This window comes from Chryseobacterium fluminis, from assembly GCF_026314945.1.
Taxonomy (GTDB): domain Bacteria; phylum Bacteroidota; class Bacteroidia; order Flavobacteriales; family Weeksellaceae; genus Chryseobacterium; species Chryseobacterium fluminis.
In genome coordinates this window covers 147,310-171,081 of record NZ_CP111121.1, presented here as the reverse complement: position 1 = coordinate 171,081, position 23,772 = coordinate 147,310, and the positions used below count along the sequence as shown (strand labels likewise).

General features: G+C 38.7%; 18 protein-coding genes. 3 read left to right on the top strand and 15 right to left on the bottom strand.

Annotation, left to right across the window (positions count from 1 at the left end):
- Nucleotides 1-2 precede the first annotated feature (2 nt).
- From ODZ84_RS00715 to ODZ84_RS00695, 5 genes are read right to left on the bottom strand one after another with little or no spacing between them, the layout of a single operon-like run.
- Nucleotides 3-380: a hypothetical protein gene (locus tag ODZ84_RS00715; protein WP_266175083.1), complete on the bottom strand. Its 378-nt coding sequence runs from the start codon at nucleotides 378-380 to the stop codon at nucleotides 3-5.
- Entirely contained in the window at nucleotides 377-1,051 is a 675-nt protein-coding gene (locus ODZ84_RS00710) for a hypothetical protein (RefSeq protein WP_266175082.1), read from the bottom strand. Before ODZ84_RS00710 ends, ODZ84_RS00715 begins: the two co-directional genes overlap by 4 nt.
- Complete coding sequence (locus tag ODZ84_RS00705; protein WP_266175081.1) at nucleotides 1,045-3,729, bottom strand: polymorphic toxin type 23 domain-containing protein; 2,685 nt, start codon at nucleotides 3,727-3,729, stop codon at nucleotides 1,045-1,047. The genes ODZ84_RS00710 and ODZ84_RS00705 overlap by 7 nt, the downstream gene beginning before the upstream one ends.
- Nucleotides 3,650-7,516, bottom strand: coding sequence for an FG-GAP-like repeat-containing protein (locus ODZ84_RS00700; protein ID WP_266175080.1), 3,867 nt, complete (start codon nucleotides 7,514-7,516; stop codon nucleotides 3,650-3,652). The genes ODZ84_RS00705 and ODZ84_RS00700 overlap by 80 nt, the downstream gene beginning before the upstream one ends.
- 38 nt (nucleotides 7,517-7,554) lie before the next feature.
- A complete protein-coding gene (locus tag ODZ84_RS00695; protein ID WP_266175079.1) occupies nucleotides 7,555-7,995 on the bottom strand; it encodes a T9SS type A sorting domain-containing protein in 441 nt (146 codons plus the stop codon).
- Between the two features lie 150 nt (nucleotides 7,996-8,145).
- Between ODZ84_RS00695 and ODZ84_RS00690 the strand changes: the two genes are divergently transcribed.
- The gene (locus ODZ84_RS00690; RefSeq protein ID WP_266175078.1) at nucleotides 8,146-9,117 is read left to right on the top strand and encodes a hypothetical protein; all 972 of its coding nucleotides are present in this window, start codon (nucleotides 8,146-8,148) and stop codon (nucleotides 9,115-9,117) included.
- A gap of 91 nt (nucleotides 9,118-9,208) precedes the next feature.
- Here ODZ84_RS00690 and ODZ84_RS00685 read toward each other — a convergent pair whose 3' ends face one another.
- The 5 genes from ODZ84_RS00685 to ODZ84_RS00665 form a co-directional block, all read right to left on the bottom strand.
- A complete protein-coding gene (locus ODZ84_RS00685; protein WP_266175077.1) occupies nucleotides 9,209-9,847 on the bottom strand; it encodes a hypothetical protein in 639 nt (212 codons plus the stop codon).
- Nucleotides 9,795-10,901, bottom strand: coding sequence for a DNA polymerase III subunit gamma/tau (dnaX, locus tag ODZ84_RS00680; protein ID WP_266175076.1), 1,107 nt, complete (start codon nucleotides 10,899-10,901; stop codon nucleotides 9,795-9,797). Before dnaX ends, ODZ84_RS00685 begins: the two co-directional genes overlap by 53 nt.
- A 98-nt stretch (nucleotides 10,902-10,999) precedes the next feature.
- Entirely contained in the window at nucleotides 11,000-11,626 is a 627-nt protein-coding gene (locus tag ODZ84_RS00675; protein WP_266175075.1) for a TetR/AcrR family transcriptional regulator, read from the bottom strand.
- 194 nt (nucleotides 11,627-11,820) lie between these two features.
- Complete coding sequence (locus ODZ84_RS00670) at nucleotides 11,821-12,888, bottom strand: aminotransferase class I/II-fold pyridoxal phosphate-dependent enzyme (RefSeq protein ID WP_323136825.1); 1,068 nt, start codon at nucleotides 12,886-12,888, stop codon at nucleotides 11,821-11,823.
- Between the two features lie 297 nt (nucleotides 12,889-13,185).
- Nucleotides 13,186-13,929 (bottom strand): response regulator transcription factor, encoded by a 744-nt coding sequence (locus tag ODZ84_RS00665; RefSeq protein ID WP_266175074.1) that lies wholly within the window; start codon nucleotides 13,927-13,929, stop codon nucleotides 13,186-13,188.
- Between the two features lie 102 nt (nucleotides 13,930-14,031).
- On the opposite strand from ODZ84_RS00665, the gene ODZ84_RS00660 reads away from it, so the two are divergent.
- The gene (locus ODZ84_RS00660) at nucleotides 14,032-14,679 is read left to right on the top strand and encodes a DUF1349 domain-containing protein (protein WP_266175073.1); all 648 of its coding nucleotides are present in this window, start codon (nucleotides 14,032-14,034) and stop codon (nucleotides 14,677-14,679) included.
- A 172-nt stretch (nucleotides 14,680-14,851) separates the two neighbouring features.
- On the opposite strand, the gene ODZ84_RS00655 is transcribed toward ODZ84_RS00660, so the two are convergent.
- From ODZ84_RS00655 to ODZ84_RS00635, 5 genes are all read right to left on the bottom strand, one after another.
- Nucleotides 14,852-16,114, bottom strand: coding sequence for a hypothetical protein (locus ODZ84_RS00655; protein ID WP_266175072.1), 1,263 nt, complete (start codon nucleotides 16,112-16,114; stop codon nucleotides 14,852-14,854).
- A 414-nt stretch (nucleotides 16,115-16,528) separates the two neighbouring features.
- Nucleotides 16,529-17,788: a hypothetical protein gene (locus tag ODZ84_RS00650; RefSeq protein WP_266175071.1), complete on the bottom strand. Its 1,260-nt coding sequence runs from the start codon at nucleotides 17,786-17,788 to the stop codon at nucleotides 16,529-16,531.
- Between the two features lie 414 nt (nucleotides 17,789-18,202).
- A complete protein-coding gene (locus tag ODZ84_RS00645; RefSeq protein WP_266175069.1) occupies nucleotides 18,203-19,210 on the bottom strand; it encodes a hypothetical protein in 1,008 nt (335 codons plus the stop codon).
- Between the two features lie 420 nt (nucleotides 19,211-19,630).
- Nucleotides 19,631-20,635, bottom strand: a complete 1,005-nt coding sequence (locus tag ODZ84_RS00640; protein ID WP_266175068.1) for a hypothetical protein — start codon at nucleotides 20,633-20,635, stop codon at nucleotides 19,631-19,633.
- 685 nt (nucleotides 20,636-21,320) lie between these two features.
- Nucleotides 21,321-22,904, bottom strand: a complete 1,584-nt coding sequence (locus ODZ84_RS00635; protein WP_266175066.1) for a Na+/H+ antiporter — start codon at nucleotides 22,902-22,904, stop codon at nucleotides 21,321-21,323.
- A gap of 431 nt (nucleotides 22,905-23,335) precedes the next feature.
- Here ODZ84_RS00635 and ODZ84_RS00630 point away from each other — a divergent pair, with 431 nt between their 5' ends.
- Complete coding sequence (locus ODZ84_RS00630) at nucleotides 23,336-23,752, top strand: hypothetical protein (protein ID WP_266175065.1); 417 nt, start codon at nucleotides 23,336-23,338, stop codon at nucleotides 23,750-23,752.
- The last annotated feature ends 20 nt before the right edge of the window (nucleotides 23,753-23,772 follow it).

Below are 23,772 nucleotides of genomic sequence, written 5' to 3'. Positions count from 1 at the left end.
TTCTATTTGTTTAATGTAAAGGTATAGGTTGGAACTTTGTCTTTTTCTCCTTTAATCCAGTTTTCAGATTTTTCAGGCTTGCTCATCATAATACCATCCACAGGAAATATTTCAAATTTGGTAAACCATCTTTGGGGATTATCTCCGTCTCTCTTAAAATAGGTCTGTCTTGCAATCATACTATCATGAGGTTTTACCGTAAAAGAGCGGGTAATCTCCTGAGTCCCGAATGTCACAGACATTTTGATGACACTTGCTGTAAAACTGATAGGTTTATCAGAAGTATTTTTTACAATAAAAGCTGTCATAGGAGTTTTTGTCGTGGATAAGCAACTCATCAAAATATAAGTTGTACAAAGTAAAAGAGTGAACTTTTTCATTTCCAGAATTTTTTCTTGTTTTGGTCAAAATAGTTCGGAATGTCATAATTTTTATAAGTTTTAAAAGTGTAGGTGACATTAATTTTTGTAATTTTTTTATTCCAATAATTATATTGTTCATAAAAGTTAATATCTCCATCTTTCAAGACGATTCCCTTTGTTTCCATTAAGTCATAATTTCCGAATTGGGTATGAAAATAATTCTGAACTAAAATACTATCATTGCGCACTCTATAAATACAACTATTGATAATACTTGGATTTTTATACAAATTACTATTTGGATTATGCAAAGATTTTTCAAAAGATAGGTGTAATCGTTCATGATTATAGAATTTCACAGAATCTATAGTCGAACTATATCCAGTGCTTTCATATCCTTTATAACCAAATCCGTCAGGCTTTAAAATAAAGAATTTAAAAGAGTTTATTAGAATCAAAGAGTTAGAGTCTGATGCATATTTCTCTTTACCCAAAGCTTCTTGTTCCACCGTATATTGACGACGCATAGAATCTCGTGAATCAACATAATAATATCCATATGGTTTTATATTTTCGTTATACTTTCCTAGTTCTTCCTGTTTAATTAAATACTGTTTATGATGGAAAATATTCCATACTACGCATAGAATTAAAAACAGATTTACTACTAAGAATTTAAAAGTTACCATAATGTAAATGAATTTATTGTTTGATATTGAAAATAATTATTATAACCATTGCTCATCATTGGAAAGCCAGGTTGGTCATTAATGTCATGTGCACCTAAATCTTGAATGCTATGTCTAAAATAATCAGAATCTTGTCCCATCCGCATCCCACCAACATTCATATACACAGCTCCCATCCTATAAGGAGTTCCTATTTCTTCTACAAACCCATGAGGATACGATTCTCCAAAAGTTCCATATTTTGGACCGTTTCTATTTGTCCATTCCATTTCTTGTATATCATGTCCATTATTTTCCTCATAAGAAGAAGCATATCTTGTACCTGTAAACAGATTAAACCCAATTCCAAACTGTTTATATCCAATATGTAAAGCAGCTGTTCTATTGCTATCATTACCATCTCCCCAAATTTTCTTAAAACCAAAACCAGTCAATTTTTTATCAAATGGCCATCCGTCATTTTCATACCTAAAACTAAAATCACCATGTCTTATTTTTAATCCTCCAACTCTTTGGTCAAACCCTCCTCCTCTAAAAGTTGTAGAATATAGTGATAGCCCAAACCTTCCGTCGTCATATCCAATGCCTCCTGAATATCTTCTTTCCCAAAATGAAGTTCCACTTCCCGCTGCTTTTCCCTGGTAAGCGATACTAAAACCAGCAGATAGACCCCAACGACCTTTATGGTAAGACATATTCAAGCTTAGTCCTAAACTACTACTATTTCCAAAGGCCATACTGGGTGAAATCCCTATACTAAAGCCACTTCCTAAATCCATATTATAACTTGGCATAAAAGATCCTGCAAATCCTGCAAAAGCAAATCCTCCTAACGTACCGGTAGGAACGGCGTAGGGTGCAATGGTTCCTAAAATGGCGCCGGTGACTGCACCTCCTACTATCGACATTCCGAATTGTCCCCAGTTCCAGTCTCCGGTCTGTATTGCCTGACCAATATAACTCGTAGCGCCCGTAACAGCACCAATAATAGCCCCTGCTAATATAGCCATCCAGAATAACTCTCCACTGGGATCAGTATACATCAATGGATTGTTCAGTACATATCCAAACCTGTTATAATTTTGGGTACTAAAAGGATCCTGAATATAATTATCAACTGATAAGAACGTGTGTAGCTTAGGGTCATACATCCTTCCGTTCATGTGAATTAATCCTACCTGAAAGAAATGTTCATGACCTGTATAACCTCTTTCAATGAGCAAATCAACTTTCTTAAGATCAGCTTTTACGCCATCTTTTTCAAAATATACTAAATTACCCCAGGCATCAAACAGTCTTCTTTCTTCCACTTTTCCTGCCTGATCTGAAATAGCAGAAATAGTTCCCTGATAATCTCTGTGCAGATAATGGATGCCTTCACTCATCACCTCTCCAAAACCATTGAAATCTTTGATGTATATCGCTGGGGCTGAATAAGGGTCACCTGCTATATACGTGATTATTCTTGTTCTGCGAGTGCCTCCGCTCACCTTACCAGCATAATTGTATCCTGCAATCTCAACAGTACTATCATCAGAATACATTTTATTCTTTCCATACATCAAAAACTTTTTATCATAGTTATATTGTGACGATGATCTTGTCTGATGGATGTTATAACCAAATTTCACCATTTCATACCCATCCTGCATGATACTGACAGGACTTTTGTATGCATTATAAGAAATTTTTTGCAGTTGATTTACGCTGTAATATGCATTACCGGATAGATTTAAATTAATTTCTTTTTTTCGGTATCTGTTTCCATCTACATATTTATAATCTCCAATATCACTATTATTGTTAATTCTTCCGTAATTATCATATGTTTGAGATTGTGTACCATTAGGATCTGCCCATGATATTAATCTTTGTAAGCTATCATATTCAAAATTTTCATACCAGCCATTCTGAACAGCCATATTATTTCTGCTTTTTAAAAGGCCTGTAACCGCTTCGAAAGCATAATGAGTCTCTAAAATAATCCCACTTACCGTATTTTTATGACGTACTGAACTTAAAAAATTATTTCCATTATAGGTATTGTTAATTTCTGTTCCATTTCCGAAGTAGGCTGATACTACCTGTCCTTTTTCATTAATATGGTTCAGCTTCCAGATTAATTTCCCATTGCTGTCAGTCATGCTTTCCAGCATTCCGCACGAGGCATAATTATTTTCAGTTTCAACAATACTGGAAGCAGAACCATAAAGGGTTTCTTTAATTTCTTTTTTTATTCTTCCAAAGCCATCATAAGTATAACGTTTTTTGAAAGTGGCAATTCCATTGTTTTCTTCTCTTTCAGATACACGGTAGAAGCTGTCATATTTGTAGGTGTAAGAGTTGTTTATCCCATTGGATGTTCCTGTTTCTGCTTCTATCAGCCCCTGGGCATTATAGCTGTAGTTTACTTTTATATCTGTGTCGTCACCAGTAACATTTTTCTTGCTTACCCTTCCATACTGGTCATAGGTATATTCTGTTCTGCCTTTAGGATTTTCTTCTTTCAGGATTTGTCCTAAATTATCATATAAATAAGTATAATCTCCTCCTACAGAAGGGTCTGACAGTTTTATATTTCTACCCCAGCCATCCTGCTCAATGCTTACGATGTGCCCTGCATAATTTGAAGATTTTAAACCTCCATTGGCATAGTAGGTATAAGTAATTTCCTCCATTATCAGACATTCTTATTTTATTTCCCCAAGAATCCTTTGTAATGGTTTGTGTTTTTTGCCCGTCAACTACAGTTGCAGAAAGACCATTGTAAGAAGAAGTAATGATTTTTCCCGATGGATAAGTAGTTTTTACAATTCTTCCATAGTCATCATATTCTGTAAGAGTCCATTTGCCAGGGGTAGAGATAGAAAAATAAGGTTCACTGACCTTAAAAGGCTGGTCCAGAATATCATAATCTGTTCTTTTCTCTATCCATTTATCATGTAAAGAGAGACCTCTTTCCACACGTATTCTTCCCCAATTGTCAGATAAAGTTTCTTTGGTCGCCCCGGTTGCTTCAGTTACTTTTAGTTTGATTCCACCCGAAAAATCTCCTGAAGTGATCCACTCATAAGAATATTGTGTAATATTATTATAAATGTCTTTATCCTGTACTTTTCTCTGCCAGTTGTCATAAGTGTATGATAATGTCTGGTTTAAATGGTTAGTTGTTGATAGCAGCAAACCAAAGGCACTATCATAATTATATGAAGTAGAAATTCCCTGAATATTCGTTGTTCTGATAGCAAATCTGCCTGAAGGATCATACTGATTTTTCTCCGTTCTTGAAGAAACACCGGTAGCAGACAGTGTTTTCTCTATATTGTTACCAAAAGCATCATATACAAAATCCTCAGAAATATAGTCTGTATTGTTTCCTTTTTTCTTGCTTTGGGATAATAAACCATGCGTGTAAGAAAAGAGTTCTTCCGTAGAAAAAGTATCATTTCCTAAAGTTTGAGTTTCTGTTTTCTTTACAGGTCTTCCAATGTAATATTGATTACCAATTCCCGAAGGGTTATCTTCGTAATCAATTAATGTAGTTTTCTCGCCTCCAGTAGCTACATTTCTTGTTTTTTTTGGATTATTATAAGTGTCGTAAATATCATAATATTGATTAGTTGTAACACCTGATAAATTGTCTGTCTGCTGTACCTGTGCTGGAAGGTTGATAAAAACTTTATCAGGTGATAAAGTCGTATTATAAGTCGTAATGGTCTTTGATATAAATGTGGCTGGTGAATTAAAATCAACGACAGACTTCAGGACATAGCTTTCAGTTACTGCTCCTCTTTTTTGAGGATTCTGTAAAGAGATTGTCCAGAGTGGCTGAACACTTGCTCCATATACAGATGATCTCGCAAGTCCTTTGAAGCCTATAAATCCTAAACCTTCCATATTGACTACGGCTCCTTTATATCTGTATTCCTGTATCTTGGATTCTCCATTGAAACTTTTTTCTATTTTCTTTACCAGCTTTATAGATGGGGCAATATTAAGGCTGACGGTTGGATATTGTTCAGAATCATCTGAAATATAAGTTCCGGAGGATGCTCCATTATTCATAACAGCATCATACGTAATATTTGTTACAAGGTCATTCTCCTTTATTCTTTTCAGAGAGGTGTCTACTCTGTTATCTTTCTTAAAGGAAATATATTTTATTTTATCTCCTCCGAAAAAAGCATAATCTAAGTTCTGATTGGCAATGCTTGGGCTGCTTAAAAATATCGGAGTTCCTTTATTAGTAGCGCCACCATGCGTATAATTATTCTGCCATCCTTCAATATAAGATGAAAAAGCTGGAAGACCATTGATATCAAGATTCATATTGTACTTAACTCCTCCCCGTTCTCTAATGGTATAATTATCCCCATAAGTAAGATACGGTGCAATCTCTGCCGTTCCTGCTCCCGGTTCATTATGAGGAGTAAGGATATCATGATAGAACATATCTGCTTTGCCATCTCCATTAATATCCGTAAAAGTGTAGTAATATTGCTGAAGCATAATCCCGCAAGGAACATTTGGATAACAGGTATTAATGACTTGAGGTTTAAAATAATTAGTTCCAATATCTTTTACAGTCCCTGAAAAATACTGCCCGTTAGATATTATAAAATACCAATTGGTACTTGCATTAGCTGTTGGGATTATTATATCTGTTTTTCCATCTCCATTAAAGTCTGCGAGGTAATAGGGATAATCGGGATTAATTAAATTACTTGAAAACGTGGCTTTCTGCGCAAAAGCTCCGTTTTTCATTCCATAAACATAAAGCTGTCCTTCATTCATAATAAACAGTTCAGCCTTTCCATCCCCTTCAAGATCCCCGACATAAATTCTGGAAGAAGATTTCACAACATAATTGACTCCAATATTTACAGGAGTTTGTGGTGAATTGTGGGTTAAATCCAGTAAATAGGTTTGTGAATAATCTACATTGCCATATTTCGTACAACAACCTGCAGGTACATTTTTAGCATTTGAATTCTCCTTGCTACAATCGGCAACATAACGATATTGGTATGGAAGCGTAATGGTTAGGATGTCAGACAATCCATCGCCATTAAAATCTCCCGAAAAATATCTTTTAGGAACTTTAGCCTGTCTGTCCTGCTGCCCTCCAGCACCTCCAAAACAATTACTATTTGTATAAGTAGGAAAATTATAGGTTTTGGTATAGGTTAAATCTAAAGAACTGTACCCTGAATTGGAAATATAATTATTAACTTTTATAACTTCCTGATCATTAATAATATCTCCGGTTCCAATTGTAGTAACTGCGTCAAGATTATTAAACTTATTATTGGTCAGAAGTAGTTTCGTTGAAAATATATCAGAAAATTTTTCTACGTTAATAAGGTTTCCTGAAACATTAGTATGGGTAGCTAATAATTGGCTGGAATTGAATCTATAGAGTTTATCCTTTGAATCAGGATAAGTAAAAAAGTCTATGGAGGCATCATTATCAAAATATCCTGCAAGATATTTCCAATTATTGGAATCATAAGCAGGTGAAACATTAATGATCGTAGCATTTGGGTTATTAATAATTCCATTTTCAGTCGTATCATATTCAAAGATTATGGGTTTTACAGATTCTCCATTTCCATTAAATTCCTGTACCTGAGTTAGTCTTTCGTAACCCAATGAGGTTGTATCATAAGTAAGCTGGTATTTTCTGAAAAGCCATCCGTTTCCTAAAACTTCAACCCTATCCAATTTTTTTGTTGTAACATAGCTGGTACTTCCATATACATACATCTGCTCATTTCTTGTCCTGTTTTTATAGACAAGGTTTATTATGTTCATAGGATTAGATCCAACAGACGAATTTCCACCGTATTTTACAGAAGACAGATAAATATTATTATTTTCTTTGAAGTATGAAAATTCAATCCTGTTGTATTTTATATCATCAATATGATTGACCTTCCATTCAAGCTGATTCTGGGAATCAGGATGGTTACCATAAGTGGCTGTACTTCCGTTGGGATAATGCACTATGAAATAAGAAGGACTGTAATTTACTCCATAAGAAGAAACTCCGTAAGAAATTACCTTAACATTGGAATAATTTTCAGTCTGATATTCTGCACCATCTCCTCCATATGTTCCGGACTTTAAAATTAATCTCTGACCATCTAATGCAAACCTGTCGTTATCATTGTAGTTGACTTCGTCAATTACTCCATCATGAAATTTTGTTGCTGAAATTCTGGTTATAGAGGATACTCCTGAAATATTCCATCCCCATCCGGCAATTCCATTTTTACTTTGACTGGAATAGTTTAAAGAGATATTGGGTACTGCATTTTTTACACTTGGAAGATTGGCAATAAGTATGGTATAGTTGGCGCCTCCTGTTGAAGATACAGAGAAATCACCTATCGTCTCCCCAACAGCTTGGGCATTGAATTGCGTTAACAAAAAGAAAAAGGCAATCAAATATATATTTCTCATTTTAAAACTTGGTTTATTGTTTCAAATTAAAACTTGGTTTATTGTTTTAAAACTTTATAGGTCAGTTTTTCTCCTGTATTCAGATGAAAAATGACGACATACATTCCTATAGGTTGACCAGATAAATCTAATGTGACCTTATTTTCCCTTTTGCTAAAAGGGATTTCTCTGTATTGTGTAAAGTTATAGGCTACATATTCAACTTTCTGAATCATATCTCCCAGTTCAGGAGACCACACAAGGTTGGCTTTATCCTTTGTAGGATTAGGATATATCTTAATCTGACCGATTCGGAGAGGAAATTCCTGGGTGCTGGTTTTTTGATCCTGAGCAGACGTTTTTTGTGATCTGGGACAAGCGGCACAATATTGTCTGATCACCTGGTTTCCTCCATCTTCATATTCAAAAGTGAGTGTCTGTGATCTTAATTCTCCACATGTGAAGGACAGGAGAAAAATAAAGAATAATCTTTTTTCCATCATGTTGTTTTACAGTACAAAAATCCCGAAAACAGATGGGATTGGAAAGGATAATGCGTCTTAACAGACATCATAGAACAGACAAATTATCTAAAAATACAGCCAAGCATTTCTTTTTTTGGATATATTTGTTGGTAAAGCACAATAAAAATGAAAAATTATCAGAAAAATCTTTTTGACCTTCTGCTAAAAGAATCCGGGGGAAGAAAGAAACTGGTTGACGTGATGACTGATACCTTAGCCCTATCTAATGATACAGCGTACCGCAGAATCAGCGGGAAAAGTCATATAACCCTCAATGAAGGCATCACCCTCGCTTCTCATTTCGGCATTTCCCTGGATTCATTACATGGTTCAGATCTCAACAATACGGTTGTAAACAAAGTGCATGATATCTATAATGTTGATGATCTGGAAAAGTACTTTGAATCCTCTATCGAAAAACTTCAAAGAATAAAAGCGATCCCTGAAGTAGAATTCATTTATTCCGCAAAGGATATTCCCCTTTTCTATTTCATGAGGTTTGAAAATCTACAGAAATTTAAAATATATACCTGGCTGAAGCTTATGGATGCAGATTTTTTTTCAAAAAGGATAAGTTTTGAAGAATTCCGGGTACCTGAAAAGGTGAAACAGAAAGGGCTTCTGCTTTCCCAAGTATATCACGATGTCAGTTCCACAGAAATATGGAGCAATGTCACTATTCATGCTATGCTCGAACAGCTTACCTATTTTCACCAGCTGGAAATGATCAGCACAGACAGTGTGATAAAGATCTGTGAAGAAATAATTAACGTGCTGAAACAGATAGAAAGTGAAGCAATACGTGAAAAAAAGAATGGAAAAGATGCTTATTTCAGATTGTACCAGAATGATCTGCTGATTATGAATAATACTGTTTTTATAAGATACCTTGACCAGAAAATCCTTTTCCTGCCCTATACCATTTTAAGCTATTATTATACTGTAGATGAAAAAGTCTGTCATAATTACGAGAAGAGTCTGGAGCTGATCTTAAAAAACTCCGAATTACTTTCGGCCAATAACAAAGCCAGAAATATTTTCTTCAATAAAATGTACAAAAAGATAGATGAGCTAAAGAGAGTGATTGAGGCCGGATGACAACAGCCGCACGTACCACTTGCGGTGCCGTCCGCCTGCAGGGTTTACATAGATATGATCCTATAACATCATCAGATATTGATCAGGCAAATCAGGAGAGATCAAATTTCATTAGATCATCCAGGTCTTTCAGCAATGGATTTTTCTCGATAAATTTTTCAAAGACTTTTCTTTTAGTCATCACTTCGATTTTAAGATTTTCAAAATCTCTTTTGTATTCGACTTCGATGGCAAAATTATGGACCTTCGTTTTGAAATGGTTAAAAAACTCCCTGCTGATCTTATCAAACTCTACTTTTGCGGAATCGGACGGGTACATCACGGTAATCAGATTTTCAGTAGATTTTATAAGCTTAAATCCTTTGATGGCATTAAAAACAAAGGTATCTTTTCTCTGAAGCTGCTGTAACAGAAGTTTCCATTCCTGCTGCAGATCGGTTTCGGTAAAGTGATTTTGCGGAAGATGATCTGTTTTTACGGTAACATTTTCATCTGCTTCCACCTTATCTTCTTTATTGATAAAAGAATTGATACTGAAGCCGGTAGATTTGCCGGATCTTGATAAGGGTTTTGAAGTCTTCTTTACTTCCTGAACAACGGTTTCTTCAGGAACAGGTTTTTGAGCGCTTTCTGCCGGTTTTTCGGGAGTTTTCGGAGCAGTGTTTACTTCGTGATTTTCATGGAGAAACGGTGCCCGTATTAAGAACTTTTTTTTTTGTAACGTCTCCATTAGCCGTCAAAGAAGACAATTGCATCAATGCAATCTCCACCGTTAATCTTGGGTTTTTAGAATTCTTATAATTGATGTCCGCATGATTACAGATCTCAATAGCATCGATAAGCTGTTGGGCATTCCAGTCCCGGGCCTGCTGAACAAACTTAATTTTGGTCTGCTCTCCCACTTCTATGAGATCTATGGTAGATTCGTTCTGTGCCATCATTAAATCCCTGAAATGGTTTCCGAGGCCGGCAATAAAAATATGAGGATCGAAACCTTTTCTTACAATTTCATTGAAAGCAGAAAGCACTTCCGGAATCTTATTCTCTTTGGAAAGATCTACGATCGTAAGATACTGATCGTAATCCAGAATATTTAATACCTCTGCCGCCTTGGCCAGGGTAATATTTTTCTGTGAAAACGTAGACAGCCTGTCAAAAATTGAAAGCGCGTCCCTTAATGCTCCATCTGCTTTCTGAGCAATAAGATACAGCGCATCATCTTCGTACTGAATATGCTCTTTCTGCGCAATTGTTTTCAGATGCCCCTGAATGTTTTCAATGGTAATCCGCTTGAAATCATAGATCTGGCAACGTGATAAGATCGTGGGAATGATCTTATGCTTTTCTGTAGTTGCCAGAATAAAAATGGCATGCGCAGGCGGTTCCTCAAGGGTCTTAAGGAATGCATTAAAGGCAGCAGAAGACAGCATATGAACCTCATCGATAATGTATACTTTGTATTTACCAACCTGAGGCGCAAAGCGTACCTGGTCGATCAATTCACGAATGTCATCGACAGAGTTATTGGACGCAGCATCTAATTCATAAATATTATAAGCAAAGCCATCTTCTGAGACAGAACCGTCTTTTTCATTAATCTTCCTGGCCAGAATCCTGGCACAGGTCGTTTTTCCTACACCACGGGGTCCGCAAAACAGTAAGGCCTGAGCCAACTGGTTTTCTTCAATTGCATGTTCTAAGGTATCTGTAATATGAGATTGCCCCACAACAGTATCAAACTCCTGGGGACGATATTTTCTTGCAGATACGATGAAATTTTCCATTGCCCAAAAATAAGAAATATAGTTCTAATCTGAAAATATAAAGTTTTCAAATTTTATACAATGTATCATTTTCTGAGCCCTGGAAAATTTCCACGCAGTTATTTTTTCTGATACGCAAAGTCTATAAGTTCAACGATTGCTTTTTCAACCTCCTGTCTGCCCTCGTCACTTTTCATATCAATGCCACAAAACTTATTGGCATTATAACCGGTGTAAAGATTTAAGTAATACGCTCCTGAAATGATAAGGGCCATAATTGCCCGGTATCTCGTAGCATCTTCGCCAAAGTAGGGATCGGTGATATTTTCAAACAACATTCCTCCTGCCTCTTCGCGCTGTTCCACTAATTTTCTGAGCATGGGTTTACTTTCGGAAAGTTCCCAAAGAATAATCTTCTGAAGTTCTTTATTTTTCTTTAAACTTTCAAATTGGTTTAACACCGCCAGTTTAGATAGTTCCTGACCGCCATCTGAAAGATCCACTTCAATATTCTGATTGATTTTACTCCAGTAATCCTGAGACCTGATATACTCATCGATCAGTTTTTCGGTGCTTCCGAAATACTCATAAATCAGTTTTTTATCAAAACCTGCAACGGCTGCAATTTTACTTACTTTAAGTCCTGAATACCCTTTAACTCTTAAAATTTTTCCAACGGCTGCAAGAAGCTTTTGTTTGGTTTTTTCCTTATCCCTTATCGGGCCTTGCACTACTTTTCTAGGCATATAATATTATTTTTTTGCAATATGCAATTTATTGTTTATATCTTCAAACGCATTTAGCGTTTTATCAAGATGTTCTTTCTCATGTCTGGCCATTACACTCATCCTGATGCGCGCATCTTTCCTCGGTACGGCAGGATACAGAATAGGATTTGTATAAATTCCTCTTTCTATTAGTAGCCTTCCGACGTCACCTGTTACATAAGGATCCCTATTTTTACCGGTACAATAGCCGAACAGGTAGTTCCTGTATCCAATCCAAGGTCATTTAGCCCCTTTTTGAAATAATTAATATTCCACCAGAGCTTTTCCCGCCATTCCGGTTCCTCATCAATCAGATCAATCGCTTTGATGATGCCTAAGGATGAAGGAGGTGCTGTGGCAGAAAAAATCTGCTGACGGGACTGGAATCTCACAAAGGCTGCAATTTTTTTATCTGCAATGACATATCCGCCAAGATTTCCAAAGGTTTTGCTGAAAGTCCCGGTAATGATATCCACTTTGTCCAGCAGATCCGTATCTTCCAGCGTTCCCCTCCCTGTCTTACCAAGAATACCAACCCCATGTACATCATCCACCATCAGGAACGCATTGTATTTTTTCACCAGTGCATAAATCTCTTTCACATGAGATGTATCACCATCCTGTGAATATACACCGTCGATTACCACAAGTTTTGTACGGTACTGGCCTTCTGAAATCTTCAAAATGTGTTCCAAAGCCTCCAGGTTATTATGAGGAAATGTTTTTTTATTGGTAAAAGCACATCCTTCATGTACGCTGGCGTGGACAGCCATATCTAAAATTGCGATATCTTCTTTCTGCAGCAAAGCCTGCAGTGTAGCACTATTGGCTGTATATCCTGTTGTGAAGATCGCTGCTTCGTCTTCATTTCTTCCAAAAAAGGAAGATATTTTTTTTTCCAGCTTATTGTGATAGTCAAAATAACCCCCAATAAGCGGTGTCGCTCCCGTTCCTGTTCCGTATTTTTCGATTCCCTCTATCGCAGCCTGTTTTACTTTTGGATGCTGGGTAAATCCCAAATAATCACTGGAAACGAAACTTACGTAATCTTTTTCCTGATTCCTGATATCTACATTCACTACAGAATTGGTACCGGTGGTATTTTTAAGTCTGTAATTCATGTGACCATTTGATTTCATATGATTCAGGAACTCATAAAATATCTCAGCCCTCTGGGACATATTATGGTCCGGAATATTCTCAAAATCCTTAAACGTCGCTGTTGTAAAGTCAATGCTCATCCTTAATTATTTTAGTTGTTTGAATAAACAAATATATAACATATAAGCGGGCGGAGCTTTGAATTTTTAATTAAAATTTATTATGCATACAACATTTAAATCATATTAGTTAAAAACCAATTTATTTAGCATATATAAGTCTCTTTTATTGTATATTTTTAATCAGAAACTTCACATTGGCGATTGCCTATTAAATTTAATAAAAAATATAATCTCTGCAACTGTTTACCGGATAAAATGTCCTGCATATCATAAAATACTGTCATACACTTATTTAAAAGGATCCGGAACCTAAAGTTAGTAAAGACTATCTTTGAATGCCTGTACCGAGTTTTTAACGTTCAGTTTTTCAATGATATTCTGCCTGTGCCGGCTCACCGTATTGATACTTATTGACAGAGTGTCTGCAATCTCTTTACTGGTAAAGCCTTCTCCCACGTACCTTAAAACTTCGAGCTCTCTCGCGGATAAAATATTTTTATAGTTTACCTGATCCTCAATGATTACCTTACCTTTAACAGCATTAACGATTAAAAATTCGGGGCCCTGAACCGGAGTCTGGTCGATCGAAACCGTATAAAGACAAATGGTAAATCTTAGCTTTTCATTATCGGGAGAATATACGTAAAACATTTTATGGGTAACTGATCTGTACTGATCATCTTTATCCTTCATCCGGATCCGTGACAGGACATGATACGCTGAACGCTCCTCACACTTTAAAGAATCTACCATTTCAAAGAAGCGCAATTCATGAATATACTTCTCAAGCTTATCATCCGGGTGGATCCTTTTCAGGATTTCTTCTTCCCATATGGAAGGAATCTCCAATGGGTTATTTTTAAATGTAAGGCCCAGTTCTTTGGCAGTCTCGGACGAATAAACATAACTCCTGTTTTCCTGCATGTCGCTCAGCACCGCCACCGCATTCTCGATCCGGGAATACATTAATGCAGCCTGTTTGTAAGTATCGATATCCAGCCGGCACGTTTTCAGACTTTTACTCAGTAATGTTTTATTGAGCTTTTCAATGATCTCCATAAAATGGTTATTTATAAGTATTGACAGACTATCTGTTTAATTATAATTTTGCAAAAATAACGATTTGCAATCAGTTATCCTTAATCGAAAGTCAATTACAGAATGAAAAGAATTATTTTAAGTTGTTTTCTCTTTTTCCTTACGCAAAACGCCTTTGCACAGACGCTGGAAAAAATGATATGGTTTAATGAACCCGAAAAGTGGGAAATCAAAAACAGCAGGATCTCCATGGCGGTAACGCCTCAAAGTGATTACTGGAGAATCTCACACTATGGTTTTACCGTTGATGATGCCCCTTTTTATTACACTACCTACGGAGGAGAATTTGAAGCAAAGGTAAAAATATCGGGGGATTATAAGGCCCGATTTGATCAGGCGGGCCTGATGCTGAGAATTGACAAGGAAAATTATATCAAGGCAGGAATTGAATTTGTGGACGGGAAGTATAATCTGAGCACCGTGGTCACCCATACGACAAGCGACTGGAGTGTGATCACCTTAGACAAAACGCCTCCTGCAGTCTGGATAAAAGCAGTCAGAAGACTGGATGCTGTTGAACTGTTCTATTCTTTTGATGATAAAAATTATGTCATGATGAGAAACGCCCATTTACAGGATAACAGTCCGGTGATGGTAGGTTTAATGGCAGCATGTCCGGACGGAAAAGGCTTTACCGCTGCTTTCGAACATTTCAAAGTAAAGCACCTTCCGGATGAACGACGTTTGAAGTGGCTGGAGACTCATCAATAACGTGAGATAAATCACATTTTACATAGAATCAATTATTTCGCCTCCCGACAGTATTGGGAGGTTTTTCATTATTAAAACAAAACCGGAAAAGATTCCGGCTTTGTTTTTGAATATTTAGATTTTATTTCAACCCCGGGATATCATCCCTAAAGGCTGATCATATATTGAAATATTAGTTCATTCTGGTAAGAACTACAGTATAAGCTCTGGATATATTACCGTTATTTATGATGTTAATTGTATTAGTCGATGACATGGTCAAAGTATAGTTGAATTCAGTCTTATTGCCTCCATCCTGACATCCCAAAGCTCCATCCCATGTTACAGAAACACTTGATTTACTATTATTGGTGATGGTAGGCGATTTTAATGTGGACGCACCAGCTACACTACCACCTAAGCCATTAATTGAATAATGCGCGTTTCCGTGGAAATTCATGATATAAAACTCTGCAACACTAGCATCGACACAGCCGTTATAAACTGTAACGGTGGCTTTATAGATAGCCTCATCTGACAAATTGGTTATCAAGGTACCGGTAGCCCCGCTTGCAATGGAAGCCGTTGTATTGGCAATCAAACTCCCATAAGTAGAGTTAGAAGCTTTAACCAGCACACCAGTAGGATCAGAATAAACAGGATTGACCACTGTTGTCCCGGGAGCCGGACTCATGGTCCTTACCCGTGCTTTACCGTCCACGTCAAGCTTTTCACTGGGTGCTCCCGTATTTATTCCCACATTCCCGCTTCTGACAGAAACAACCCCCGCGGAAGAATTATCACCAATACCCCCTCCTAATGATACGTCTCCGTTATCATTAAATACCATTCTTCTTACATTTTGGATACGATCAATAATTTCAAAGGAATTGGATGATCCGGAGGTTCCCCCTGTCGTGGGTGCCAGCGCCCAGCGGGATGTCCCTGAACTGAATCGGGATTCACCACCCTCTACATGCAGCTTCGCAGCCGGAGCGGTAGTTCCGATCCCCACATTCCCGGCAGGAGTCATCGTAGCTACCGTTGTCAGGGTCTGCCCGTTACCGTAAGTCCCGGTAGCATTGGCTCCTACTTTAAACTGTAATCCGTTGTCTGCACCGGAAGCATTGACAGCCGGCGCCTGGGAATCGGAAAGGTCAATCCAGAAATTATCCCAGCTTCCGCTGCCCTGGCTTCTTTTGATCCCGAAAGTATCCCCTACGATATCGAGCCTGGCGGCAGGGGCTACGTTTCCTATTCCTACATTTCCGGTTGCGGTTACTGAAAAGTCATTGAGCTGTTGCGTAGCGGTTGGAGTACCTGTTGCGGGATTATCTTTGGCGCCGTCCACGGAAAATGCGCCCTGCGGGTTAGCAGTATTAATTCCTACCTGTGCAGTCATTTTGCCGGTCATCAGTGTCGCAGCCGCCACAAGGATAAGTGCGTTTTTTTTCATAAATAATGTTTTATATTAAGCCACAAAGTTATTTAAATCTAACAAAAAATACAAATTCAAACTAACTATAATGCTGATTCATAAAAACTTACTTAAGTTAATTTTTTACAATAATAGACTACACCTTGCGAATTTTTTTCTTTAAAAAACGTTTTTTAATGAAATCAGCCTGGCTGAACTGACCAGATTTATTATATCGTCAGCGGATTTTTAATACTGTTATTCCAAATTTGCCACAATCTTTCACAGATACTTCCGCCCTCTCTTTTTTGAATCATGGCATTATTCAAATCCGGAAGGTTATTGGTAAGATTAAATAAAAAGAGCCGGAAGATGAATTCTTCCGACCCTGAATATTGAGTCTACTGTTTCCGGTGTATTCAGAATTCTTTCTAAATAGGGGAAATACCGGGATTAATAATATTTTGTAAGAATGATTCTGTAGGAGCGGGAAACATTTCCGTTATTGGTAATATTAATTGTAGAGGCATTAGGCATCGCTAAAGTATAGTTAAATCCGGTAGAATTGACACCATCATTACACCCAGGCTTTCCGGTCCAGGCTACTCCTGTGGTTGTACTATTCGTTTCTGTAAACGATGGAGCTTTAGTACCAATGGCCGTTATAAATCCATCTAGTCCTTTAACGCCATAATTACCATTAAAAGAGTCAGTAGCCACCATAAACTCAGCAATGCTAGTGTTACTACATCCATCACCTACGGTCACTACAGCTTTGTAAATTCCCCCATTCGGCAAACCGGAAATCAATGTGCCGGTAGCCCCACTCGAGACAGAAGCAGATTGATTTGAAACGATAGTGCCAAATGACTCAGCGCTCGTTTTAACGAATACCCCGTTAGCATCGGTATAAGCTGGACTGACAGCAGTATTATGTGACACCGGGCTTATGGTCCTTACCCGGATTTTACCGTCCACATCAAGCTTTTCACTGGGTGATGCGGTACCTATTCCTACATTTCCGCTTCTGATAGAAACAACCCCCGCGGATGAATTATCACTAATACCCCCTCCTAATGATACGTCTCCGTTATCATTAAATACCATTCTTCTTACATTTTGGATGCGATCAATAATTTCAAAGGAATTGGACGAACCCGAGGTTCCCCCTGTCGTGGGTGCCAGCGCCCAGCGGGATGTCCCTGAACTGAATCGGGATTCAATACCCTCTACATGCAGCTTCGCAGCCGGAGCGGCAGTTCCGATCCCCATATTCCCGGCAGGAGTCATCGTAGCCACCGTTGTCAGGGTCTGCCCGTTACCGTAAGTCCCGGTAGCATTGGCTCCTACTTTAAACTGTAATCCGTTGTCTGCACCGGAAGCATTGACAGCCGGTGTTTCGGGAGCGGAAAGGTCGATCCAGAAATTATCCCAGCTTCCGCTGCCCTGGCTCCTTTTAATTCCGAAAGTATCGCCTACGATATCGAGCTTGGCGGCAGGGGCTACATTTCCTATTCCTACATTTCCGGTTGCAGTTACTGAAAAGTCATTGAGCTGTTGCGTAGCGGTTGGAGTACCAGTTGCGGGATTATCTTTGGCGCCGTCCACGGAAAATACGCCCTGCGGGTTAGCAGTATTAATTCCTACCTGAGCGGTCACTCTGCCGATCATCAGTGTCGCAGCCGCCACAAGGATAAATGCGTTTTTTTTCATAAATAATGTTTTATATTAAGCCACAAAGTTACTTAAGTCTAACAAAAAACACAAATTCAAACTAACTATGATGCTGATTCATAAAAACTTCCTTAAGTTAATTTTTTACAATAATAGGTTGCAACTTACGAATATTTTTCTCCCAAAACGTTTTTTAATGAAATCAGCCTGGCTGAACGGACCAGATTTATTATATCGTCAGCGGGTTTTTAATGCTGTTATTCTAAATTTGCCACAATCTTTCACAGATACTTCCGCCCTCTCTTTTTTGAATCATGGTATTATTCAAATCCGGAAGGTTACTGGTAAGATCAAATAAAAAAGGCCGGAAGATGAATTCTTCCGACCCTGAATATTGAAGTCTACTGTTTCCGCTGTATTCAGAATTCTTTCTAAATAGGGGAAATACCGGGATTAATTGTATTTTGTAAGGATAATTCTGTAGGAGCGGGGAACATTTCCGTTATTGGTAATATTAATCGTCGAGGCATTAGGCATTGTTAAAGTATAGTCTAATGCAGTACTGTCGCCGCCATCCTGACACAAAATATTCCCGGGCCAGGTAACCCCGGTGGTTGCTTTATTAGTTTCTGTAAATGATGGTGCTTTAGTATCACTGCTGCTCAAAAGCCCGGTAACTCCTCTGATCCCGAAATAGCCATTAAAAGCATTGCAGATCACCCTAAATTCTCCTATCGTGGTATGAGCACATCCGTCACCTACGATAATCACGGCTTTGTAAATTCCCCTGTTTGGCAGACCGGAAATCAAGGTGCCGGTAGCCCCACTTGCAATAGAGGCAGATTGATTTGAAACGACACTTCCAAAAGTTTCCCCGGCACTCGTTTTAACCAAAACGCCGTTAGTATCGGTATAGACTGGATTCACCGTTGTATTATCGGTGACCGGGCTAATGGTTCTGACGCGGACTTTACCATTCACGTCAAGCCGGTCAGTGGGTGCCGCTACCCCTATACCGACGTTTCCGGCAGGAGTCATCGTAGCCACCGTTGTTAAGGTCTGCCCGTTACCATAGGTTCCTGTCGTATTAACTCCCACTTTGAACTGTAATCCCGCGTCTGCTCCGGAAGCAATGATCGCTGGCGCCTGGGAATCGGAAAGATTGATCCAGAAATTATCCCAGCTTCCGCTACCCTGACTTTTTTTGATCCCGAAAGTATCGCCTACGATATCGAGTCTGGCGGCAGGGGCCACATTCCCTATTCCCACATTTCCGGCCGGGGTCACCGAAAAGTCATTAAGCTGTTGCGTAGCGGTTGGAGTACCTGTAGCGGGATTATCTTTGGCGCCGTCCACGGAAAATACGCCCTGTGGATTAGCGGTATTGATTCCTACCTGGGCGGTAAGTCTGGCAGTCAGTAGTGTCGCAGCTACCATAAGGGAAAGTACATTTTTTTTCATAGATCATGTTTTATATCAGGCCGCAAAATTATACAAAAGCGACAAAAAAACAAATCAGGTATACCTATCGTTCTGATTTATAAAATCTAACTGGAAATCCGAATTCAAATATTATTTTTCTGATTCAGTAATAAATTCCAAATCGTATTCTCATATAAACGTCTCTAATAAAGTCAGCCTGGCTGAACCGACAAGACTTCTCATGCATCAGCGGATTTTAAATGCTGTTATTCCAATTTCATGCTATAAACTTTCGCAGACATTACCTGGTTTTTGGAATCATTGCAGTATTGGAATCCGGCACATTACGGGTGAAATTAAATAAAAAAGGCCGGAAGATGAATGCTTCCGACCCTGAATATTGAAATCTACTGTTTTCGTTGTATTCAGAATTCTAATTCCAGATAAGGGAATAACCGATCAATTATATTTTGTAAGGACGATTCTGTAAGAGCGGGCAACGTTTCCGTCATTGGTGATGTTGATCGTAGATGCGCTAGGCATCGTTAAAGTGTAGTCTAATGCTGTGGGAAGGCCACCATCCTGACACAAAATCTTTCCGGACCAGGTTACCCCGGTGGTTGTTTTGTTCGTTTCTGTAAACGATGGAGGCAGGGCACTGCTGCTTAAAAGTCCGGTAACTCCTCTGATAGCAAAATAGTCACCTGAAGCATTACAAATCACCAAAAATTCTCCTATCGCGGTATTAGCACATCCATCACCTACAATGACTACAGCTTTGTAGATTCCCCCATCCGGCAAACCGGAGATTAAGGTACCGGTAGCCCCACTGGCGATAGAAGCAGATTGATTTGACACGACACTACCAAAAGTTTCCCCGGCACTCGTTTTAACCAAAACGCCGTTAGCATCGGTATAGGCTGGATTCACTGTCGTATTGTCGGTCACCGGGCTTATGGTCCTGACCCGGGCTCTACCGTTCACGTCGAGCCGGTCAGCCGGTGCCGTGACCCCTATACCAATGTTTCCGGCAGGAGTCATCGTAGCTACCGTTGTCAGGGTCTGCCCGTTACCATAAGTTCCGGTAGCATTGGCTCCTACTTTGAACTGTAATCCCGTGTCTGCTCCGGAAGCATTAATCGCCGGCGCCTGGGAATCGGAAAGGTCGATCCAGAAATTATCCCAGCTCCCGATGCCCTGGCTTTTTTTAATGCCGAAAGTATCGCCTACGATATCGAGTCTGGCGGCAGGGGCCACATTCCCTATTCCCACATTTCCGGCCGGAGTCACTGAAAAGTCATTGAGCTGTTGCGCGGCCGTCGCAACAGCCGTTAAAGGATTATCCTTGGCACCGTCCACGGAAAATACGCCCTGTGGATTAGCGGTATTGATTCCTACCTGAGCGGTGAGTCTGGCAGTCAGCACTGTAGCAGCTACCATAAGGGAAAGTACATTTTTTTTCATAAATCATGTTTTATATCAGGCCGCAAAATTATACAAAAGCGACAAAAAAACAAATCAGGTATACCTATCATTCTGATTTATAAAATCTAACTGAAAGTCCAAATTCAATATTATTTTTGATATCATCCCGATGATAAGTCCCGAACCACATTCTTTTATAAAGGTCTTTAATAAAAATCAGCCCTTTTACAGGCAGCGTCCACTTTTGGATCTTGGTATCCGTAACCGGACACGTTACAGGTGGAACTAAATAATGAGGGTATATAAGTATTTTTCCGGCCCTACTTTATTAACCTGACACACTTTGATACGGAAGCTTTCTGCATCAACAGAATTATTCATCAACTTTAATAAAGCGTTTTTTTTCGGATCCTGTTAGAAACGGAGTATTCATCTCTTCTTTTACATTTTATCTGCTACAAAAGCATGTAATCAACAGATGGCCAGCTATTGTCGGAAATGAGGCAATTTTTCAGATCAAAAAAAGGATCCTGCCGCAGTCTGCTATACGACAGGTCTTAATAATAATTCATAATGAATTTAATTGATTGTTCACTAAAGGTTCTCATCGTATCCCACCGTCCATTTTAAACTGAATGAACGAACCGATAAGCAATACATATTTAAAGAAGTGAAAAATAATAGCCGGAAAAAACTGACAATTAAGCTTTGCATTTCTTATGAATTAATGCATCAGCCGTATTCGTTCTTCTTCCAGGTCAATCTGCAACAGATGTTTCCGGATGGTATGCTCATCATAGTGGTGGTTTTTCTCACTGTTCTTCGCGATAAGCCACCGTCGCTGCTCATTTAAAATCTCAAGATAAACCTTCCTGATCTCCTTAGATATCCTGATATCTTCAGTTGCTCCTGTCTTTCCCCGCCATTTTTCATGAACCTGCTGAAGAAAAGGACTTTTCCGGAATACTTCTTCATAATTATCTGCGATGTGTCCGAGCGTGAATTTCGCCATTTCTCTTTTCAGCAGTTCATTCACTTTGTCATCAGGAATATGATCATCAAAAGAGGATATATTTATTTTTTTAATTAAGTAAGGAAGCGTCAGTCCCTGCACCAGCAGAGTAGTCAGGATCACAATAAAAGTGATGAATAAAATCAGGTTTCGCTGAGGAAAAGCGGGACCTCCTGCATAAATCTGTGTGGGAATAGATAGGGCTGCCGCCAGAGAAACTACCCCTCGCATTCCGGTCCAGCCAATGACAAGTGGTGCTTTAAATCCGGGATTTCTGCTATCCGCAACAGGAATATAATTCCGGGCGATAAGAGTGACAAGTACTGCGCCGTAAGCAGATAAAATTCTGACAACAATTAAAACTGCCGTTACCAGCAATCCGTATCCGATGGCAGAAGAAAGGCTCACGCCCTCTAAACCCGAAGTAATTTCGGGAAGATCAAGACCGATGAGTACGAACACCAGACCATTCAGTACAAAAGTGAGGCTTTCCCAGACATTCACTCCGCGTATGCGTGAGGAAGTACTTAAAAATGAATGCCTGTTATTCGACAATAGCAAACCTCCGCTTACTACCGCTAAAACTCCGGAACTGTGTACTCCTTCCGCAGCCATATACATGACATACGGGGCCACAATGGTCAGGATGGTATCCATATTGGCATCTGTAGGAAGATATTTCTGACCTTTCATAAACAGCCATCCTATCAGAAGGCCAATCCCGACTCCGCCGATGACCATCCATGAAAAACTAAATGCCGCTTCATACCAGATAAACTGTCCGGTAGCCACTGCAATCATGGCAAATCTGAAAATAATCAGAGAGGATGCATCATTTAACAAACTTTCTCCCTCCAAAATGGAAGACATGCTTTTGGGAACTTTCACAAACTTTAAAATGGCGTTTGCGCTTACCGCATCCGGAGGAGAAACGATACCGCCTAACAGAAACCCGAGCGCAAGAGAAAATCCGGGGATAAAATAATTGGCTACCACAGCTACGGAAACCGCTGTGAGAAAGACGACCACAAAAGCAAAACTTCCTACAATACGCCGCCACTTCCACAACTCTTTCCATGAGATCGCCCAGGCGGCTTCATAGAGTAAAGGCGGCAGAAATATGATAAAAATAAGCTCCGGGTCTATCCGGACGACAGGAATTCCGGGAATAAAACTTATCAGTAATCCTGCCAGTACAAGCAAGACCGGATATGCCACCTTAATTTTATCAGCCAGCATGATGAGCAGGATAATGGCAACAATGAGTGATAAGTAGAAAGGAAAATTTTCAATCATATTGTGTAAAAATTTTGAAAGTACAATGATAAGAATTTTGATTTGTACAATCAAGCAGTTGTATGAGTTTGCGGTGATGTAATACTTTGACAAGATGATCGCTTACTGTAACATCTGGAGTAATGATCTGCGGTTTATGTCTGATAATAATTTTATGGGATATGATGATCTGTCATGAAACTAATTCATACCCTATCTCAACAATTGAAAAAATAAATACTCGAAAGTACCACACCCAATACTGCAAAACAAACACCAAAACTCCCAAGCACGGGAATTTTAATATATATTTTATTAAAAATATTTATGTATTTTAAAAATCAACACAATAATTAACATAACAGTTAAATTTATTTATGCGTAAGGCATAGTATTTGCAAGTGTTCAATTATCAATCACTCTTTACATTAATAACCTTAACACAAGATATTATGAACGTTGCCGATCTAAAGATTAAAAATTTAGTGGAATATAAAAATCAGATTTTTACCATTACTGAAATATTCCAGAATAATGAAAAAGATTATTTTGTTAAAATCGAAAATGACATCCACAGTGTTTCTGTACCTGCAGGAGCCATCACCCCAATACAGATCACAGAAGAATGGCTCGAAAAATTTGGTTTTTCAAGAACTTACAGCTCAGAACAGAGAATCCGTTATGAGAGACCTGAAAATTTCATCAAGTATGATATTGATTTGAGTTCAAGAAAAATTGTCGAAGGATTAAAAATTTACGGTAATTCAATACGATGCAAATACATCCATGAATTTCAGAATATTTTTTCATGCCTGTTCGGCAAAGAGCCGGTACCTGCCCATTACGGGTTGGTGAATGCTGAATCTTAGCGACATAACTACAATATAAG

Excerpts from the sequence above, each read along its gene's own strand:
- ODZ84_RS00715 (WP_266175083.1), bottom strand. The coding sequence starts at position 380 with ATGAAAAAGTTCACTCTTTTACTTTGTACAACTTATATTTTGATGAGT.
- ODZ84_RS00710 (WP_266175082.1), bottom strand. The coding sequence starts at position 1,051 with ATGGTAACTTTTAAATTCTTAGTAGTAAATCTGTTTTTAATTCTATGC.
- ODZ84_RS00705 (WP_266175081.1), bottom strand. The coding sequence starts at position 3,729 with ATGGAGGAAATTACTTATACCTACTATGCCAATGGAGGTTTAAAATCT.
- ODZ84_RS00700 (WP_266175080.1), bottom strand. The coding sequence starts at position 7,516 with ATGAGAAATATATATTTGATTGCCTTTTTCTTTTTGTTAACGCAATTC.
- ODZ84_RS00695 (WP_266175079.1), bottom strand. The coding sequence starts at position 7,995 with ATGGAAAAAAGATTATTCTTTATTTTTCTCCTGTCCTTCACATGTGGA.
- ODZ84_RS00690 (WP_266175078.1), top strand. The coding sequence starts at position 8,146 with ATGAAAAATTATCAGAAAAATCTTTTTGACCTTCTGCTAAAAGAATCC.
- ODZ84_RS00685 (WP_266175077.1), bottom strand. The coding sequence starts at position 9,847 with ATGGAGACGTTACAAAAAAAAAAGTTCTTAATACGGGCACCGTTTCTC.
- dnaX (WP_266175076.1), bottom strand. The coding sequence starts at position 10,901 with ATGGAAAATTTCATCGTATCTGCAAGAAAATATCGTCCCCAGGAGTTT.
- ODZ84_RS00675 (WP_266175075.1), bottom strand. The coding sequence starts at position 11,626 with ATGCCTAGAAAAGTAGTGCAAGGCCCGATAAGGGATAAGGAAAAAACC.
- ODZ84_RS00670 (WP_323136825.1), bottom strand. The coding sequence starts at position 12,888 with ATGAGCATTGACTTTACAACAGCGACGTTTAAGGATTTTGAGAATATT.
- ODZ84_RS00665 (WP_266175074.1), bottom strand. The coding sequence starts at position 13,929 with ATGGAGATCATTGAAAAGCTCAATAAAACATTACTGAGTAAAAGTCTG.
- ODZ84_RS00660 (WP_266175073.1), top strand. The coding sequence starts at position 14,032 with ATGAAAAGAATTATTTTAAGTTGTTTTCTCTTTTTCCTTACGCAAAAC.
- ODZ84_RS00655 (WP_266175072.1), bottom strand. The coding sequence starts at position 16,114 with ATGAAAAAAAACGCACTTATCCTTGTGGCGGCTGCGACACTGATGACC.
- ODZ84_RS00650 (WP_266175071.1), bottom strand. The coding sequence starts at position 17,788 with ATGAAAAAAAACGCATTTATCCTTGTGGCGGCTGCGACACTGATGATC.
- ODZ84_RS00645 (WP_266175069.1), bottom strand. The coding sequence starts at position 19,210 with ATGAAAAAAAATGTACTTTCCCTTATGGTAGCTGCGACACTACTGACT.
- ODZ84_RS00640 (WP_266175068.1), bottom strand. The coding sequence starts at position 20,635 with ATGAAAAAAAATGTACTTTCCCTTATGGTAGCTGCTACAGTGCTGACT.
- ODZ84_RS00635 (WP_266175066.1), bottom strand. The coding sequence starts at position 22,904 with ATGATTGAAAATTTTCCTTTCTACTTATCACTCATTGTTGCCATTATC.
- ODZ84_RS00630 (WP_266175065.1), top strand. The coding sequence starts at position 23,336 with ATGAACGTTGCCGATCTAAAGATTAAAAATTTAGTGGAATATAAAAAT.